Here is a 17,878-nt window from a genome sequence, read left to right on the forward strand (position 1 = left end):
ACTGAGTTACGCTCAAGATCCTTCTTTTTCGCTCAAAGTACCTCTTAACAACGATAGATATGCTGTCCTAAGCCATATAATTTACAAGGCAAATCAAAAAAGCACGTCTCTGCGTGCTTTTTTCGCCTAAGATTTAAACATCTGTTTAAAAAATCCCCAACTTTACCCCAAACGAAACACTATCCCATGCCCGCCTTTTGGGTACTCCCACTTAATATTTTGGTGCGGGCAGCCGATTCGGCAGCTTCCGCATTCGTGGCAGCCTTCATATCCCACGTGCATCCGGATTTCTTCCCACTTATACACCTCTGCAGGACAAAAGATCGTACAGATTTTATCCGGGCAGTGGTTCAAACAAACATCGGCATCCATAACGGTGAGATGTGATTTCGTGTCTGCGTTAAAACGAACGAGATACTGCTTTTCTTCGATGGTCTGACACTTTTTTTCGCTCATCTACTTCATCACCTTCCACGCCCGGTATGCATCACGAGCTAGTTTCAGTTTCTCTCCAGCCGTCCCCACATCACGCCAAATCTTCTTCTGTTTATCCCATTTCGACGTGCCATCAACCGTGAACATCTGGCTCATCGCCTTATTCGCCATCGGGATGTACTTTTCAAAATACTGCGGGAACTTATCAAAATGATGTGTAGAATCCTTATATTTCTTCATATCTTGCCCGACAAAACTGCTCATCAACCTTGTTTTGTAATGGTTGAGTGTGGTTTCCGAATAATCATCGCGTTCCTTAGCGAGCAATACCGCTTCTGCAGCAAACTGTCCCGACTTCATCGCCAGGTTCGAACCTTCACGGTGAATCGCGTTCACGAGCTGAGCCGCATCCCCAACAACGAGGACCCCATTCCCCGCCACTTTCGGCATTGATTTATATCCGCCTTCAGGAATCATGTGCGCCAAGTACTCAACCGGCTCCCCACCCGCAATATAAGGCCGGATCATCGGATGGTTCTTCACATACTCTAAAAGTTCATACGGTTTAATCTTATGCTTAATCAGCCCAGATAGAAGTGAACCAACCCCAAGGCTCAGCGTGTCTTTGTTCGTATATAAAAATCCGGTGCCGAGAATTCCTTTTGTCGCGTCACCAAACAGCTCAATTGTCGTCCCCTGGTTTTCCTCCAGATTAAAACGATCCTCAATCGTCTTTTTATCAAGTTTAATGATTTCCATTGTGGCCAGTGCTACTTCATCTGGACGGAACTCTTTATGGAAACCGAGTGACTTTGCTAAAAGGGAGTTAACTCCATCCGCCAGCACGACAACATCAGCATAAAGATCGCCATCAGGACGGTCAGTCCGCACCCCGACTACTTTTCCGTTCTCAACAATACACTCTAAAACGACTGTTTCATTAACCAGCAAAGCTCCCTGTTCAACAGCCTTTCCCGCAAACCACTGATCAAACTTTGCGCGCAGCACGGTAAAGTTGTTGTACGGCTCTTGTCCCCATTCCATCCCTTTGTAGCCGACGGTGATTGCCGATTCCTTATCCATCATCATGAACCGCTGTTCCACAACCGGACGCTCAAGAGGTGCTTCCTTCCAAAACTCAGGAATCACATCTTCCATCATTTTTCGATAAAGGACACCGCCCATTACGTTTTTCGATCCTGGATATTCACCGCGTTCAATTAGCAGCACATTCACTCCTGCTTTCGCCAGTTCGTACGCACAGGAAATACCGGCAGGACCTGCCCCGACAACGATAACATCAAATTTTTCAGACATGGTCGACCGCCTCTCTGTTAAACGCTTGTTTAAATTGTTCGATTAAAAGTGGCACAATTTCAAAGGCATCTCCAACGATTCCGTAGTGACTCGATTGAAAAATCGGTGCTTCAGGGTCGTTGTTGATCGCGATAATGAGACCCGAATTTTGCATCCCGACAATGTGCTGAATAGCGCCAGAAATGCCGATCGCAAAATAAATCTTAGGTGTAACGGTAACACCTGTCTGTCCTACCTGATGATGATGCTCGATCCAACCCGCTTCTACCACATCACGGCTTCCCCCAACCGCACCGCCAAGTGTCTCAGCTAATTGATGGACGAGCTGAAAACCATTCGGACTGCCTAACCCTTTTCCACCAGCGACGATAATATCCGCTTCATCAATTTTTACTTTTTGAGTCGTATGACGGACGATCTCGAGCACCTTTGTACGGATATCTTCTTCCTTAAGAGAAGCCGTCTCTTCTACTAACTTACCTTTACGTCCAGGTTCTGGTGTTAAAGCTTTCATCACTTTCGGCCGGACCGTCGCCATTTGCGGCCTGTACTTTTTACAAAGAATCGTAGCCATGATATTCCCGCCAAACGCCGGACGGCTCGCCAGCAATAAGCCTGTATCTTCTTCAATGTCCAAAATGGTAGAGTCGGCCGTGAGCCCCGTCGGAAGGTCTGTCGCGACCGCACTCGCCAAGTCCTTACCCGTCGACGTCGCCCCATACAAAATCACTTCCGGCTTGTATTTTTGACAGCACTCCAGCAATGCCTTCATGTATGACTCCGTCCGGTAATCTTTGAAAATAGCGTCGTCATACACGTAAACCGTATCCGCTCCATATTCAAAAAGAGAGTCTGCTAGATGTGCCACGTTTTCTCCGATTAAAACACCGGCAAGCTCCGTTCCGCGTTTGTCCGCAAGCTCTTTCCCCGCTCCCAACAACTCCAGCGAAACCGGCACAATCTCTCCGTCCTTCACCTCAATAAAAACCCAAATGCCATGGTAGTCTTCGAAACTCAACTTATGTCCCCTCCCTTCACCGCAAAAAGTTCTTTTTTCTCTAGTAAAATATTTAGAAGCTGCTCTGTCTGCTGAGCCGCATCGCCTTCCAGCATCTCTCCACCACTCGGTTTTGTCGGCGCCCACACCTTAGATACAATCGTCGGTGAACCCTTCAAACCAAGCTGCGTTCTCTCCACATCCTCCAGATCCGCAACCGCCCAAATAATAGGTTGGTACCTGGCAGCTTTCAGCATGTTCGTCATCGAAGAATACGGTACTTCATTAATTTCTTTTTCCACCGACATCAAACAAGGCATCGACGACTGAATCACTTCATAACCGTCCTCCAGTTTCCGATGAACCACCGCATAACCTTCTTCCAAGTTGATATCTTTTACCTTGTTGACTGATGTTAAAGGAGGCATGTCTAACCGGCGCGCGATTCCAGGTCCTACTTGTCCGGTATCACCGTCAATCGTCATCTTTCCGCAGATGATTAAATCCACCGGTTTAATCTTTGAAATTTTTTCAATCGCTTTTGTGCGTAGCTCGTTGCTAAAGTGTCCGCCCCAGCAAACGCTCGGTCTGAAATCATGTACCCTTCATCTGCACCAATCTCGATACACTTTTTGATCGCCTTTACAGCTGGCGGCGGTCCCATCGTCAACACCGAAACCGTCCCGCCGTACCTCTTTTTCAAACGCACCGCTTCTTCTACAGCATGCGCGTCATAAGGATTTAGAATAGCAGGCGCACTCGCCCGGTCCATCGTATTCGTCTTCGGGTTCATCTTGATGATCTTCGTATCAGGCACCTGCTTAATACAAGCCACAATATGAAGCATTCGATCCCTCCTCTAATCACTGGCCAGTCTTTTTCTAGAAGCCACTAGTATGATGATTACTACTACTATATGGAGGGCTTATCCGATACATGACGGAAAAAATAAAAAAGAAAGGTTCATTATCCTAAAGAATCTCTCGTAAAGCTGTAAATTTTAATTGAAAGGACTTTGGGAACACACCCGAATTAGATATGCAAATACATCAAAAAAACGACCAGACTACTGTCTGACCGCTTTTATTTCCTTATTCTATTAAAGTGTGTAACACACTCTTAAACTATGTTTAACCATCTCAACGAACTTCATAAAACCCTGCTCCTTCTTTCGAATAATGAGGCCGTATGCTCGGGTCCCCCTTCTCTAACCAACTTGCTCCACACTCCACACGGTAAGTAACCTCCCAGTTGGTTTTTTCCTCACCTCTCGTCCCTGTTTCTTTTAATGTGATGTGAAAAGTCCCGTCATCCTTTTTTTTAACGATCGTTTCCCGCACAACATGAAACCCATGGATCGTTAACTCCAATCTTCCTGACTTATTCGGGAAGCTACTATATTCAGGTAAGGTTACGACAAAATCCAGAGCTTCTTCTTCTGTAAAGGGATCGATTGTATCGCTAAAAATGCCTAAGACTATCGAGGGGATAAGAAATAGAACGAAGAGAAAAGTTATCGGTTTCAACGTTCGCCCTTGGGTTTGACGAAGTTTTATCCAAAAGTCGATCAACCCATAAAAAAGGGCAGCAATAAATCCCATTATCGCAATAGAGTAGTCTAAATCAAGTAGACCGATTAGTGAACCGAAAACTCCGTGAAGAAGTATATAGCATACTGAAGCCATTTTAGATGGTCGAAAAAAGCGATTGAACACCCATTCTAAGAGATGTGAAACAACATTTCCGTAGACTAAGATGATGGCTCCTGCATATACAAAAAAGATACCAGAAAAGAATAAATAGTTAATACCAGGATTCCCCATCGCCGATGACCCTATCGCCATAAAACCTGAAAACAATAGGGCAGAAAATATCGTTGCTAATAACTTGCGAAGTATTCGATCATTACTCATGCAATTTCTCCCCTAAACAAGCTTTGTGTTTATTTCAATCATTAACACGGTTGTTAAAACGCATACTGGAACAATCCATAATATAACGGACCAATCATGATCAAGGCTGTTAACCCAAAAACAACCGGCTGCGCCGCTTTTGGTATCTCATCATTCGTTTCCTCTTTAAACTTCTTAATACCATACATGAAATCCCAAATAAGACCGCCGATGAATACAATTTTCCAAACCAGTGGATTTAGAATATCGTTACTTGTTACATATCCAAAAAGGCCAATCCAGGTGATGATCGAGATTACAAAATCTAATTTCGCCAAATTCGATTTATAACCGCCTTTAATAAAATAACCAATCGCAAAAGCTCCCAAAACACCTAAGTAAATCGTCCATAAAATATCTGTCATGCTGTCTCTCGTCCCCTTTTCTGTTCTACTCTCATTATATGACTTACGTTTCTTCCCGAAAAGATGGGCAATTAAAAAATCCTTCTATTTTTTTAGCTCCAATTTTGTATTGATACCTTTTTCTAAATAAGTTACCATTACAGTGGTTACTTTTTCGAAAGAAGGTAGATAAACGTGAATAAACGTGTTTACTTATTAACGATCGTTTCGTTCGTTGTCGGGATGGTCGAATTGATTATAGGCGGAATTTTAGACTTAGTGGCGGAGGATCTTGGGGTGAGTCTCGGAAAAGCCGGATTCCTAATCACGATTTTCTCGCTCGTGTTTGCGATTGCTGCACCAATTTTATTAACGATGACCGCAAAAATAGAGAGAAAACGGTTAACCCTAATAGCCATAGTGGTATTTTTATTAGGAAACATCCTTGCGATCTTGAGTCCTACTTATTCGATGTTGTTAATCGCTCGGATTTTGTCTGCAGCCAGCGGTTCATTACTCGTCGTTTTATGTGTGACTATAGCATCCAACATCGTAGAAGAAAAATACCGTGCCCGTGCCATCGGCGTGGTCTTTATGGGTATCAGTGCTTCACTCGTACTCGGCATTCCGATAGGCTTAATGCTCGGAAATGCATTTGGCTGGCGTGCTCCATTTATCTTGATCACTGCTCTGACCGTTTTATCTATACTCGGCGTGTATTTCTTTATGGGACGCCTCGAACCAAAACCCGCGATGCCGATCAGACAGCAGCTGCGCACGCTAAAAGACCGCACCGTACTATTTGCTCAACTGACATCGTTCCTGTTCCTAGCCGGACATCTTACGTTATACGGCTACTTAACGCCTTTTCTAAAAATGACGCTTGGGCTTAATGGAACATGGGTAAGTATTGTATACTTGATATTCGGTGTGGCAGCAGTATTTGGCGGCGGTTTCGGAGGCATGCTCGCTGACCGGTTCGGCACGAAACCTACTATTTTAGCCGTTACTATAATCTTTGGCATCTCAATCTTTATGATTCCATATACAACGTTTGCGTTTCCGCTATTTTTAGTGGTCATGATCATTTGGAGCATGCTCAGCTGGGCGATCACTCCCGCTATGCAGAGTTATCTAATTGAGTCTTCTCCTGAAACATCCGATATTCAGCAAAGTCTAAACAACTCTGCACTTCATTTCGGCATTGCTTTCGGATCCATGATCGGCGGAATCGTGATCGAACAGGCATCTGTTGAGATAAATGCAACAGTTGGCGGATTTTTGGTCATACTGGCATTAGGTGCAGCCGTTCTTTCCATGACAAAAAGAGAACGTTCTGAGAGTCATGCTCATAGCATTAGCTAGTCTCGTAAAACTATGGCATGATAATGAGAGATAAAAAATTCTGAGGAGGTGAAACCGTTACAGCTACTAATGACGGGTTGTAACGGTGGACAAATGAGTATTCATATTGGTGCAAAACAAGGTGAAATTGCAGAAAGCATTCTATTACCTGGAGACCCGCTTCGTGCAAAATATATCGCAGAAACATTTTTAGAAGACGTAACATGCTACAACGAAGTTCGCGGCATGCTTGGGTTCACTGGAACATACAAAGGAAAGCGCGTATCTGTTCAAGGGACAGGCATGGGGATTCCTTCGATCGGGATCTATGCAAATGAGCTAATCCGTGAATACGGCGTAAAAAACTTGATCCGTGTTGGAACTTGCGGTGCGATTCAGCAAGACGTTAAAGTTCGTGACGTAATCTTGGCGATGACAGCATCTACAGATTCACGCATGAACCACTTAGCTTTCCCTGGAATCGACTTCGCACCATGCGCAAACTTCGACCTATTGAAAAAAGCGTATGAAGCTGGGACAGAAAAAGGCTTAAAGATCAAAGCAGGTAACGTGTTAACGGCTGACCTGTTCTACCGCGACAGCATGGATATCGTGAAAAAGTTAGCGGAAAACGGCGTACTAGCTGTAGAGATGGAAACAACAGCACTATACTCAATCGCAGCGAAATACGGAGTGAACGCACTTTCAATCTTAACAGTAAGTGACCACATCTTTACGGGTGAAGAAACTTCAGCTGAAGAACGTCAAACGACTTTCAATGATATGATTGAAATGGCGCTGGAAGTTGTGAGTTCAAAGGAAAATTAATCAAGCATGTGAAAAGCTCAGAGTTGGCTCTGAGCTTTTTTTATGTGGATTAGTGGTTGTGGTGCTTAATTTATTTATAGCCGTTAGACTGTAAAAAAAAGGACGCCTTACCTGCTTAGTACCTCAACTTCATCAATACGCTCTTGATCTCTTCATCATTCATCATTAGTTCAGAATGCTTTTCTGTAATTTTCGCTAACGCCACATCATGATAAAAGAACTCAATAAACACTTTAATGAATGGACGCGATTTGGTTTTCAATGCCTGCCAGCTCTGCCCTTCCATCCCCGAAAAAATGACTTCTGCTTCATCCACGACCACTAAGCGAAATCGCTCTAACGAATGATGCTCTTGTGCGGGAATCAGCGTATGCACATTGGAAAGTGTTGAATCCAGCTCTCCCACGACAAGCACTTCAACATCAACTCCCTGATCTTCTTTTTCCTGCAGCAGAGGCAGGATTTCTTGAATATCGTCCTGCCAGCCAGAAACGCGAATTGATTTCTCCGCCGATTGAATAAGCTGCTTCGTATGCGCCCGAATGGATGAATCCACCTTTAGACTCCAAACGTGTTCATCATAAAACTTTCTTTTACTCTTACTAGCTTTTAGCTGCTGTACATTTTCCTGAAACTCCGTCGTCAGTTTTTCAATCACGATAGACAGCGGAAGTGCCGTATACAGCTTTTTCTTTTCCGAAACCGAATCCAGCACCATTCCTTTTTCGATCATGCGGGATAACACTTCGTATATCTTGGATTTCGGAACACCTGAATATTTAACGATGTTCGTTGCGTCCATGGGTTCCTCACTCGATGCGAGGACCTCGAACACCTGACTCTCATATTGTGAAAAACCGAATTTTTGTAACATGGTTCCTCCTGAACAGCCTCTATAGGGCGTAACATACTACATGTATCTTAAAACAATTATAGCTCTTTCGCCAGCCCTGGTAATCATAATTATCGGTTGGTTAGGTCACCCGTTTTACGGTACGTGTTCTTTTATTTATTACACATTCGCCTCTAATTTTGGATTTACACCCGAACAAGCACACGTTTCACCCCGATTCTGCCTGTTTTAACTCCAACTTCTTGGAGTTTCACCCAGTCATCACTGGATCGTCGTGCTTTTTCATATCGTGATAGAAGAACTCAATGTATATTTATTTTCCCCTTCCCCCAGCTTTACATTGAATGATTTTCTTGCCAGCAAGAAATCCCTACCATTTCCCTATTAAGACTAAAGTTTAATAGCCACAAAGTTTACATTTACTATTTTAAATTTGAATTTTTAATAGTCTTTTTAACTCTTCTGGTGTGACTTTAAAAGTTTTATTGTATACATATAGAATTCTATATTATGTAATTTAGTCTAATATTCGGGGGATTACTAGCATGAGAAGTATTGGCATAAAGAGAAAGAGTTTTATTCTATCAACCGTTTTTGCATTTTTATTTACAGCATTCTTTTTAAGTTCCGAGGCCCAGGCTGCGGCTGGGGACAATACATTTCTAAAGCCGGCTGAAGGAACGATTACATCTTATTTCGGACCTAGAAATGGTACGAATCATTATGGTATAGATATCGCTAAAAGCGGATTTGTAAAAGTCGCCGCATCCGCAGCAGGGACAGTCAGCAGATCCTACTTTTCAACTTCATACGGCAATGTCATCTTTATTAATCATACGATTGGCGGGCTTCCATATGAAACGGTTTACGCTCATTTAAATACAAGAGATGTTGGTGTTGGAGCCACTGTCTATCAGGGCCAAGTGATTGGATCAATGGGGAACACGGGAAATTCAACCGGGCAGCACTTGCATTTTGAAATTCACCAGCCCTACTGGACTTCAGCAAAAACGTATGCGATGAATCCGATGAATTATATCCCTACGTGGGAAGGCAAATACAAAACGGGCAGCTTCGCGTCTCATGTAGGCACAGATACCATCTACCCAAACTCATATAATGGCGACAATGATATTATTGTAAAAGTAGATTCCACAAGTACGACCGGCGGAGTATACAAAGTGTATCTGCAAAGAAATATAAATGGCGTCTGGACAAGCGTTGGAGAAACTGAAGTTCCTAAAACAGGAGTAACAACAGTCACGTTCACACAAGAATATAGCGGCACAGCATTATCTCCGTATCTTCAATACCGGCTTCTTTTGAAGAACTCTGATGCTGCCAGCGTTAGTTACAAGGTTTGGTATAAATAAAAAACAAAAGCCTGCCTCTTAATGGAGCAGGCTTTAAACCTGAAAACGGGAAAAGCACCCTCCGAATCAAGGGTGCTTTTTTGCAGATTAAACAACTGATTAAATCTATCCTCTACTTCCCAAAAGATGAAAGAAACTTCACTCGATCTCCCATCGGCGGGACGTTGTTATCAACTAAAGCAATCTCTAAAACAGATGGTCCTTGATTATTTTGCAATGAACTTAAAAGATCAAGGTTGATCTCATCTAAGCTTTCTATCCTCGCACTTGGCAGCCCAAGCGCCTCAGCCATTTTTGAAATGTTTACAGGCTCTTGTTCAAAGCTCGGATGTGAGCGCTTATATTGTAGGGAATGGCCATGATACACCATGCCTAAACGGGCGTTGTTCATGACTACAAAGAGGATAGGCAAGTTATTTTCCTTTGCCGTCAGCACTTCCATACCGTGCATGAAAAAACAGCCATCGCCAGTTATGCAAGCCACCGGGCGTGCCGGATCGGCAAGTTTTGAAGCCAGAGCAGAGCTGATTCCACTTCCCATCGCACCAAAATGAACGTTGATATCAAACGTATCTGAATCCAAAACCTTCATGTGATGGATAACGTAAGACATGAATTCTCCAATATCGATCGTATATCGGTTTGTTTTCGGGAGGTATTCTTGTAGCTTCAGCAGCACGTTTTGTGTGTTAAAGTCTTCATCCAAATGTGTGTCTTTTTCTGATATCCATTTACTCGGTGTTCCTTCTAATCCGAGACTTTTCAATTCCTGAATCAGCATTTCCAGACTTGCATTAACATCCCCTAAAATAGGAATATCTGCTTCATATTTTCTGTTAAAGACGGTCCCATCGAAATCGATCTGAATGACTGTGCGGTCTTTTGTCAAATTCGCGTTCCAGTTGTTTGTTGCTGTTTCTCCAAGGCTGGATCCAATCACCAAAAGAGTGCGCCCATTCCCTTCATTTATGAGTTCTGACGCACTTTCGTGGCCTGCAAATCCGAACACCCCTGCATTAAGGGGATGATCTGTCGGTATGAAGCCTTTAGCTTGTGGAGTTGATAGAATCGGCCAGTTCAGCAGCTCCGCCAGTTCTGCCAGCAGCTTAACCGAACCCCTGATTCCCTGACCGATAAAAATATAGCCGCCATCTGTTCTAGCTAAAGCCCTCGCTGCATCTTTGATGACGTCCCCTTTTGGAAGCAAGACTTCTTTCTTCGGGAATGCTGGAATGTCCATCTGAGGAAGAGATTCCAGCTGTACATCGATCGGCATGGCTACATGAACAGGTCCAGGCACGCCCGATAAGGCAATCTCCACTGCCTTCGCGACTTCATCCAACAGCTCGCTTGCATCCTTGACAGTCACACTGTACTTGGTGACAGATCGGAACAGCGGCTCCGCATCAAGCTCTTGCGAAGCGTTCAGCCCCACCGTATTTACCGGCACAGCTCCTGTCAGGAAAAGGACAGGAAGGTGTTCCCTCATGGCGTTTGCCGCGCCTGACAGCAAGTTCGTTCCTCCAGGTCCGCTGCATGCTATACAGACCCCTAATGAATTGGAATATTTCGCATAAGAAGCAGCCATATAGGAAGCTGCTCCTTCATGTTTCGTGACAATCGGTTTTATTTCAGGCATCTCATAGAGTTCATCAAAAAAAGCATTGACTGAACCTGCAGGGATACCAAAAATGTACTCTACTCCACCCATTTTTAAAAAATCAAGTACAGATTTTACAGCCTTCAATCAAATCGCCCCTTTATTTTTTTATCGTTGAATAAAACATTTTTTCAGCTTCTTCTCCGCTAACAGGAGGACTAAAATAGTATCCCTGCATATGAGAGCATTCACTGGACAATAAGAAATCGATTTGTTCTTTTGTCTCTACACCTTCAGCGATTACGTTTAAGTTCAAGTTCTTTGCAAGAGAGATGATCGTGTTTGTAATGGCAGCATTGTTTTTATCTTGAACGATATCCTGTACAAAGGTCTGATCAATTTTTAAGATATCGATCGGATAGTTTTTAAGGTACCCGAGCGATGAATAGCCGGTGCCAAAATCGTCTATCGCGATCTTAATACCCATCTCTTTTAATTGTTTCATGTTGCATAACGTGGCTTCTGTATCTTGTATAATCGCATTTTCCGTAAGCTCCAGGACGAGAAATTCCGGTGACAAGCCTGACTCTTGAAGAATTTCATGAATCATCGGAATCAGCTTCTTTTGATTGAATTGCTGTGCTGCCATGTTCACCGACAAATAAATAGGAGGCAGCCCTTGATTATGCCACTTTTTGATCTGTATACAGGCAGTCTTAAGAACCCATTCACCAATTGATACGATTAAGCCGGTCTCCTCTGCAATCGGAATGAATTCTAACGGCGAGATCATTCCTCTTACCGGATGGTTCCAGCGCAGCAAGGCTTCTACGCCAATGATCTTATTATTCGAAAAATCTACCTGCGGCTGATAGTAGATAATAAATTCATCATTTTGCAAAGCTTTATTCAAATCACTTTCAAGCTTTATACTATCGAGGGAACGAAAATCCATACTATTTTCATAGAGGCAGTAGTTTCCTCCTGATGATTCTTTTGCTTTATACATGGCTGTATCGGCATTCTTGATTAACACGTCCGAGGTGGCGCCATCTTTAGGATAAAGACTGATCCCTATGCTCGTCTTGATGAAAACCTCGTTTCCATCCAAATCAAAAGAACTCGAGAAAGATTCCAAAATCCGCTCTGAGAATATTCTTACCTCTTCTTCACACTTTACCTTTGGCAAAATAATCGTGAACTCATCCCCCCCTTGCCGTGAGACCGTGCATTCTTCAGGGATGAACGAAACAAGACGTTCTGCTACTTTCTTTAAAAGTGCGTCTCCAAAACTATGCCCCATCGTATCATTGATCGTTTTAAACCGGTCAAGATCCAAAAACATAACGGCCAGCTGTTCATTATGCACCTCAGCTTGAAGAAGCTCTTTATTCAGCTTATCCCGGAACATAACACGGTTCGGAAGATTGGTTGAGCTGTCATAGTAAGCATGATATTTGATCTTCTCTTCCATCTTTTTGCGAATCGTGTTGTCTTTGAAGGTGATCACATAACCCACAATTTCTGCATCTTCTATAATGGTAGACGTGACAAATTCAACAGGAAACGGGGTTCCGTCGTTTTTAAAAAAGTGCTTATCTGTCAGGAAGGAATTCTCGGGAATGATGAACATGCCATCTTCTTTATAGTTAAGTGTTTTATAAATGTTATGAAAGGGCTGTCCGATCAACTCTTCCTTTGCCTCATACCCCAGCATAGAAGCGGCAGCTGGATTACAGAACGTAAATTTCCCATCAAGATCCAATCCAAAGATACCTTCACCAGCGGAGTCAAGGATCAATTCGATCTCCCTGCTCAAACGACTCAGTTTACTTACCGCTTCGTTCAGCTCTTCATTTTTTTGCAGAAGTTCAGATGTGCGTTCTTGTATAATCATCTCCTGTTTTTCGACTATAAGGAGATTAAATAGAGCCAATGCTGTAGCATCGACAATGGATTGAGAGAGCTGAAGATCCATCTCGGAATAATTCCGATAGCCCTCGTGCAGATTGACAACCGGAATGGTTCCGAGCACTTCCCCCATCGCTACCAATGGCATCATATACAAACCCTTTATGCCAAAGCTGCGGCAAGCATCATGATTAGGCCGCGAATCTTTGAATACATCCGGAATATATACGGCTTTTTTTGTCGTGATAACTTCCTGAAAGAGCGGATCCTTCTTAAAATCAACCTTGATCTTCCCATGTGTTTTCTTCCAGTCTTCCTCTGTCCAGTCGCTCTCTTTGCTTAAACTTGAAGGGCGAATCTTTTTCTCGGCTATTGGGTCCATGATATGCGCACCGATATTGGAATTCCCCAGCACCTTACCCACATACAAAAAACATTTATCTAAAACTTCCTGCATCGTCGAACATTCCGATAGATCCCGATTTACATCTAACAAAAGCTGTTTCTCTGCAAGCAGATCTTCTTTTCTGTTTAGATGGTTTGCGTTTCTGATCGCGACTGCGGCCATGTTCACATAAGCCTCAACCGTCTGTATTTCAGTCTCGGTCAAGTTCATGGGAATGCCATAATCGAACAAGAAAACCAAACCATATGTTTCATCACCGTTAAAAATAGGCAAGCACAGCAGCGACTTGATGCTGAACGCCCGGATCGGACCAGGATCCGGCCGGTTATCCATAGACGTATCCGGAATATAGATTGCTTCTTTCGTATCTAAAACTTCCCTCGCTAACAAATCCACTTTAGGGTCTATGATGAGCTTGTCTAATGTTATTCCATTTATCACATCTGGCTTGCCTGCATATCCCCTAAACGTACCATTATCCTGGGGCAGATAGATGCCAATAGAATCACACTGAACGATCTCTTCTGAAATAGCAGAGACCACATGCTCTAAAACATCTTTTAATTCAAGCTTTGTATTAATCAGCTTCGTTATATTGGCTAACCGGGAATATCTTGTTTGAGCCTCTGACATTTTGATCCTCCACTTTTATCTCACTTTTTTTATTTTTGTATAAGTAATTTAACAGCCGTTTCAACTACACTACTCCTTTGATTTATCGGACTAAAGCTGTCAATTTGAATAGTTTGATGGGATTTTAAAAGGGATTGTTAATATTCAGAAAAATTACTCAAGCCAATAAAAGTACTTTAAAAAGAGAAAAGCTGATTCACAAAAAGTACAATATTGCACCTTTGAACCAGCTTCTCATTATCTATTTTATCGGGTTATTTAACCTTCTAATTTTTACACCTTTTTCCTGTAGCTGTAACAGTCAGCTTTGTTAACTTCTACTTCTTAGTTTGCAGATAACTATCATTAGATTACATATGCCAGCAAAATAAAATTAAAAGCTTTTTTTTACATTAAATTAAAAGTTAACTATATTTTAACTATATTCGACAATTTTCGCCTACATTCGCCTTTCTAAACTGCTATATTAAATAAGTATGAACAAATTGAAAGGATCGTGATGTTATGTCTTTTAATACAAAGTTCAAGAGATTACTAGCTTCCTCGCTTGCGGTCGGGTTGATCTCATCGCAAGTTGCTATGACTTCTTTTGCTGAACCAAATGAACAGTCTAAGAAAAAGGATCCAAAACCATTCAACCTGTCACTCATGCACATTAACGATACACATGCCCGTTTGGATAATGTGGCAAAACGTGTAACCGCTGTCAAAGAAGTACGTGCAGCGAAACCAGACGCACTTCTGCTTGATGCAGGGGACGTATTCTCCGGCAGCCTTTATTTTAACGAGTTTAAAGGCCAAGCTGATCTTGAATTTATGAATTTATTAGATTATGATATTATGACTTTTGGAAACCACGAGTTCGACCTTGGCGCAAGCCCTGAAGGTCATCAAGCTCTTGCTGAATTTGTTAAGAATGCAGATTTCCCTTTTGTAAGTACAAATGTTAACTTTTCTGAGGATCCAAATTTAGCACCATTATTTAATAACCAAATCACAGATAGAGTGGAAGATAGCAACATTTATCAAGGTGTTGTAAAAGAAGTAAACGGAGAGAAAGTTGGTTTCATCGGTTTGACGACTGAGGAAACGAAGGACATCTCAAGCCCAGAAGCAGTTGTTTTTAAAAACTATATTAAAGCAGCAGCCAAAGCTGTAAAAAAATTAGAGAACCGCGGTGTTAATAAAATCGTTGCAATCACTCACCTTGGATACGATGATAATCCTCAGTATGACAACGATTTAGAGCTTGCAAAATATGTTGATGGCATCGATGTAATCGTTGGCGGCCACAGCCATACACAGTTGAATGCTCCTGTAGTAGTCTCTGCTGATGAAAACGGCGTGCAGAAAGATCCTACGGTAATCGTACAAGCTTATCAATATAGTGAATACCTAGGAACACTTGATGTTGAGTTCGACAAACAAGGTAAAGTAGTTGGACATGCTGGACAGCTAATCGAGATTGCAAAAAAAGCAGCAGATCCTGAAGCAGCAGCACTCCTTAAGCCATATGCTGATAAAATTGCTGAGATCAAGAATAAGCCGACTGGCGGCTTTGCACAAGAGTTCTTAGCTGCTCCCCGTTTAGGACCAACTAGTGATATCAGTGTAAGGGCTAACGAATTGCCAATTGGAAATTTGATTACTGATGGCATGCTTGATAAAGCAAGAGACTTCAATCCAAATGTATCAATGGCGTTCCAAAATGGCGGCGGAATTCGCGCTTCTATTGATCAAGGTGAAATTACGTATGGTGAGGTTTTAACTACTCTACCATTTGGCAACACACTTGCAACGATGAAGCTGACAGGTGCAGAAATTAAGAACGCACTCGAGCATAGTGTTAGCCAGGCACCAGGAGAAAACGGAGGTTTCCTTCACGTTTCAGGTATGAAGTTCACGTATGACAGTACGAAAGCTGCTGGCAGCCGAGTTGAAACGATGGAAGTAAAAAATGCAGACGGAACATTTACTGCCATTGATCCTGCACAAGAGTATGTTATCGCAACAAACGCGTTTACTGCTAAAGGTGGAGATGGATTCACGGTATTCAAGAACGCGTATGAGCAAGGACGCGTCACAGATTTAGGAGCTTCTGACTGGGAGAACTTACGTGACTATGTGGCTGAGTTAGGTACAGTTAATCCAGTACTAGAAGGACGTATTGTTGATGTAGCAAGACCATAAACTATTGATTTATAAAGATAACCTCATAAATCGAGGTTATCTTTTTTTTGTTACTTAAGTTCCTATTACTAGTTTTGATTTGTACACTTCAGGAAAATACACCCTTTTCATTATAATCCTCTAAAATTATAACATTCAGTTTTACCCAGTCGTTATTCTTGTCTTCTCATCCTAACCCCAATCACTCTTTTCTACTATAATTAGCAATTTTTATAATTTTTCTCGTACCATGAAATAACCTCAACAAGTATGATTATGAGATTGGGAAGACATTCAACAAGTCCTCAGGCTACAAAACGAATCCAATTCAACCGATATAAAAACATCGGTAGTTAAAACTCGAGGTGAACATTCGATAATGAAAAAAGCTCTTATACCCGCACTTCTGGTAATGACGGTTCTCCTGTTCGGAATGATGTTAGCTTTTCTTTTATATACATTTATGCCGCCAAAGCAAGCGAAACCTGCAGAAACAAAAGCCAAAACAGAAATTGTTACAAAAGAAGAAGTTCCAGCCAATGAAAAAAACAGTTTAAAAAAGATTATTAAAGCCACTCAGGGTAAAGTGGTTCAGATTGAAACAGCAAATAGTCAGGGTTCCGGTTTTCTCTACAACAACAAAGGCGATATCGTTACAAATGCACATGTAGTCGGTTATGAGGTAGATGTCATAATCAAGACGAGCGACAAACAAACCTATCAAGGAAAAGTCATTGGACGCAGTGATCAAACAGATATAGCACTTATTCGTGTCCCTGCCCTAGCGAACATCACTCCTCTTCAAATGAAACAAGAAAAAGCAGAACTCGGAGATGACGTCATTGCATTGGGAAGTCCTCTTGGTCTGCAAAATACTGTAACGATTGGCATTATCAGCGGTTTAGATCGGTCATTCACACTAGATCCTTTTATATACGAGAATATGTATCAAATCACAGCACCTATCTCACCAGGCAACAGCGGAGGTCCTATCGTCAGCGGCAGGGACGGCTCAGTACTAGGAATTAACTCGGTCAAATATATAACAGAAAACATCGGCTTCAGCATTCCGATCTATTCGGTAATGCCGACTTTAAAAAAATGGTCTGACATTCCTATGAAGCTATCAGATTACGAGGAATACTATGAATTTGAATTACCTGAATACGATGGTGATATTACGGACTCTTATGAAGAAGATTACGAAGAGGACAATGATGAGGGATATGGTACCGATGCAGGGCTCGATATAGAAGAAGAGTATCCAGAAGAAGAGCCTTACCCATATAACCTGACATCTGATGAAGCAGCAGCTACAGTTTTCGCCTATTATAATCATGTGAATGCCGGGTTTTATGAAGATGCTTATAACCTGATTGGCGGAAACTGGAAAGCTTCCTCTCCTTCACTTGCGGATTTTGCGGCGGGCTATGCTAACACAGTGAATACAACAATTACGTATTACACGGTTTATGATAACGGAGACGGCACATTTCAAGTCGATATATCTTTGGAAGCCGAGGAATACGTGAATGAATCTAATCGCACCTCTTATTACGAGTTGAGTTATGTTGTCGGCTTAGAAGATGGTGTTCCTAAGCTTTTAGGCGGAGAGATGCGTTAGCAGAAATATAAAATAAAGAGACTGGATTCAAAAAGATTAATTATTTGAATCCAGTCTCTTCTTTTATAGTAACTAAGATAAATTCTCATTAA

The 17,878-nt window shown here is 42.2% G+C and carries 13 protein-coding genes and 1 pseudogene; 5 read left to right on the forward strand and 9 right to left on the reverse strand.

Features of this window, described 5'->3' with window-relative positions; all coding sequences use genetic code 11:
- Positions 1-162: 162 nt before the first annotated feature.
- The 6 genes and pseudogenes from UN64_RS05000 to UN64_RS05025 all read right to left on the reverse strand — a co-directional run bounded on the left by UN64_RS05000 (position 163) and on the right by UN64_RS05025 (position 5,066).
- Complete coding sequence (locus UN64_RS05000) at positions 163-456, reverse strand: ferredoxin family protein (protein WP_066293375.1); 294 nt, start codon at positions 454-456, stop codon at positions 163-165.
- Positions 457-1,752, reverse strand: coding sequence for an FAD-dependent oxidoreductase (locus UN64_RS05005; RefSeq protein ID WP_077360294.1), 1,296 nt, complete (start codon positions 1,750-1,752; stop codon positions 457-459).
- Positions 1,745-2,770 carry an electron transfer flavoprotein subunit alpha/FixB family protein gene (locus UN64_RS05010; RefSeq protein ID WP_077360296.1) on the reverse strand — a complete coding sequence of 342 codons (1,026 nt, stop codon included), beginning with the start codon at positions 2,768-2,770 and terminating at the stop codon, positions 1,745-1,747. Before UN64_RS05010 ends, UN64_RS05005 begins: the two co-directional genes overlap by 8 nt.
- A pseudogene (locus UN64_RS05015) lies at positions 2,767-3,596 on the reverse strand (electron transfer flavoprotein subunit beta/FixA family protein). Before UN64_RS05015 ends, UN64_RS05010 begins: the two are co-directional and overlap by 4 nt.
- Positions 3,597-3,888: 292 nt before the next feature.
- Positions 3,889-4,662 carry a hypothetical protein gene (locus UN64_RS05020; protein ID WP_077360298.1) on the reverse strand — a complete coding sequence of 258 codons (774 nt, stop codon included), beginning with the start codon at positions 4,660-4,662 and terminating at the stop codon, positions 3,889-3,891.
- 53 nt (positions 4,663-4,715) lie between these two features.
- A complete protein-coding gene (locus UN64_RS05025; RefSeq protein WP_077360300.1) occupies positions 4,716-5,066 on the reverse strand; it encodes a hypothetical protein in 351 nt (116 codons plus the stop codon).
- A gap of 174 nt (positions 5,067-5,240) precedes the next feature.
- On the opposite strand from UN64_RS05025, the gene UN64_RS05030 reads away from it, so the two are divergent.
- Together UN64_RS05030 and deoD are read left to right on the forward strand one after the other, a co-directional pair.
- Positions 5,241-6,410, forward strand: coding sequence for an MFS transporter (locus UN64_RS05030; RefSeq protein WP_077360302.1), 1,170 nt, complete (start codon positions 5,241-5,243; stop codon positions 6,408-6,410).
- 93 nt (positions 6,411-6,503) lie between these two features.
- Positions 6,504-7,217: a purine-nucleoside phosphorylase gene (gene deoD / locus UN64_RS05035; RefSeq protein WP_077361149.1), complete on the forward strand. Its 714-nt coding sequence runs from the start codon at positions 6,504-6,506 to the stop codon at positions 7,215-7,217.
- 115 nt (positions 7,218-7,332) lie between these two features.
- On the opposite strand, the gene UN64_RS05040 is transcribed toward deoD, so the two are convergent.
- The gene (locus UN64_RS05040) at positions 7,333-8,091 is read right to left on the reverse strand and encodes a TrmB family transcriptional regulator (RefSeq protein ID WP_077360304.1); all 759 of its coding nucleotides are present in this window, start codon (positions 8,089-8,091) and stop codon (positions 7,333-7,335) included.
- 524 nt (positions 8,092-8,615) lie between these two features.
- Between UN64_RS05040 and UN64_RS05045 the strand changes: the two genes are divergently transcribed.
- A complete protein-coding gene (locus UN64_RS05045) occupies positions 8,616-9,443 on the forward strand; it encodes a M23 family metallopeptidase (protein WP_077360306.1) in 828 nt (275 codons plus the stop codon).
- A gap of 112 nt (positions 9,444-9,555) precedes the next feature.
- Here the strand turns inward: UN64_RS05045 and UN64_RS05050 are convergent, their stop codons facing one another.
- Positions 9,556-11,190 carry a thiamine pyrophosphate-binding protein gene (locus UN64_RS05050; RefSeq protein WP_077360308.1) on the reverse strand — a complete coding sequence of 545 codons (1,635 nt, stop codon included), beginning with the start codon at positions 11,188-11,190 and terminating at the stop codon, positions 9,556-9,558.
- 13 nt (positions 11,191-11,203) lie between these two features.
- Positions 11,204-13,993 carry an EAL domain-containing protein gene (locus UN64_RS05055; protein ID WP_077360310.1) on the reverse strand — a complete coding sequence of 930 codons (2,790 nt, stop codon included), beginning with the start codon at positions 13,991-13,993 and terminating at the stop codon, positions 11,204-11,206.
- A 504-nt stretch (positions 13,994-14,497) separates the two neighbouring features.
- Between UN64_RS05055 and UN64_RS05060 the strand changes: the two genes are divergently transcribed.
- Together UN64_RS05060 and UN64_RS05065 are read left to right on the forward strand one after the other, a co-directional pair.
- Positions 14,498-16,183, forward strand: a complete 1,686-nt coding sequence (locus tag UN64_RS05060) for a bifunctional metallophosphatase/5'-nucleotidase (protein ID WP_245801961.1) — start codon at positions 14,498-14,500, stop codon at positions 16,181-16,183.
- A 358-nt stretch (positions 16,184-16,541) separates the two neighbouring features.
- Positions 16,542-17,786 (forward strand): S1C family serine protease, encoded by a 1,245-nt coding sequence (locus UN64_RS05065; RefSeq protein ID WP_077360311.1) that lies wholly within the window; start codon positions 16,542-16,544, stop codon positions 17,784-17,786.
- Positions 17,787-17,878 lie beyond the last annotated feature (92 nt).

This window comes from Fictibacillus arsenicus (genome assembly GCF_001999465.1).
GTDB classification, from domain to species: Bacteria; Bacillota; Bacilli; order Bacillales; family Fictibacillaceae; genus Fictibacillus; species Fictibacillus arsenicus.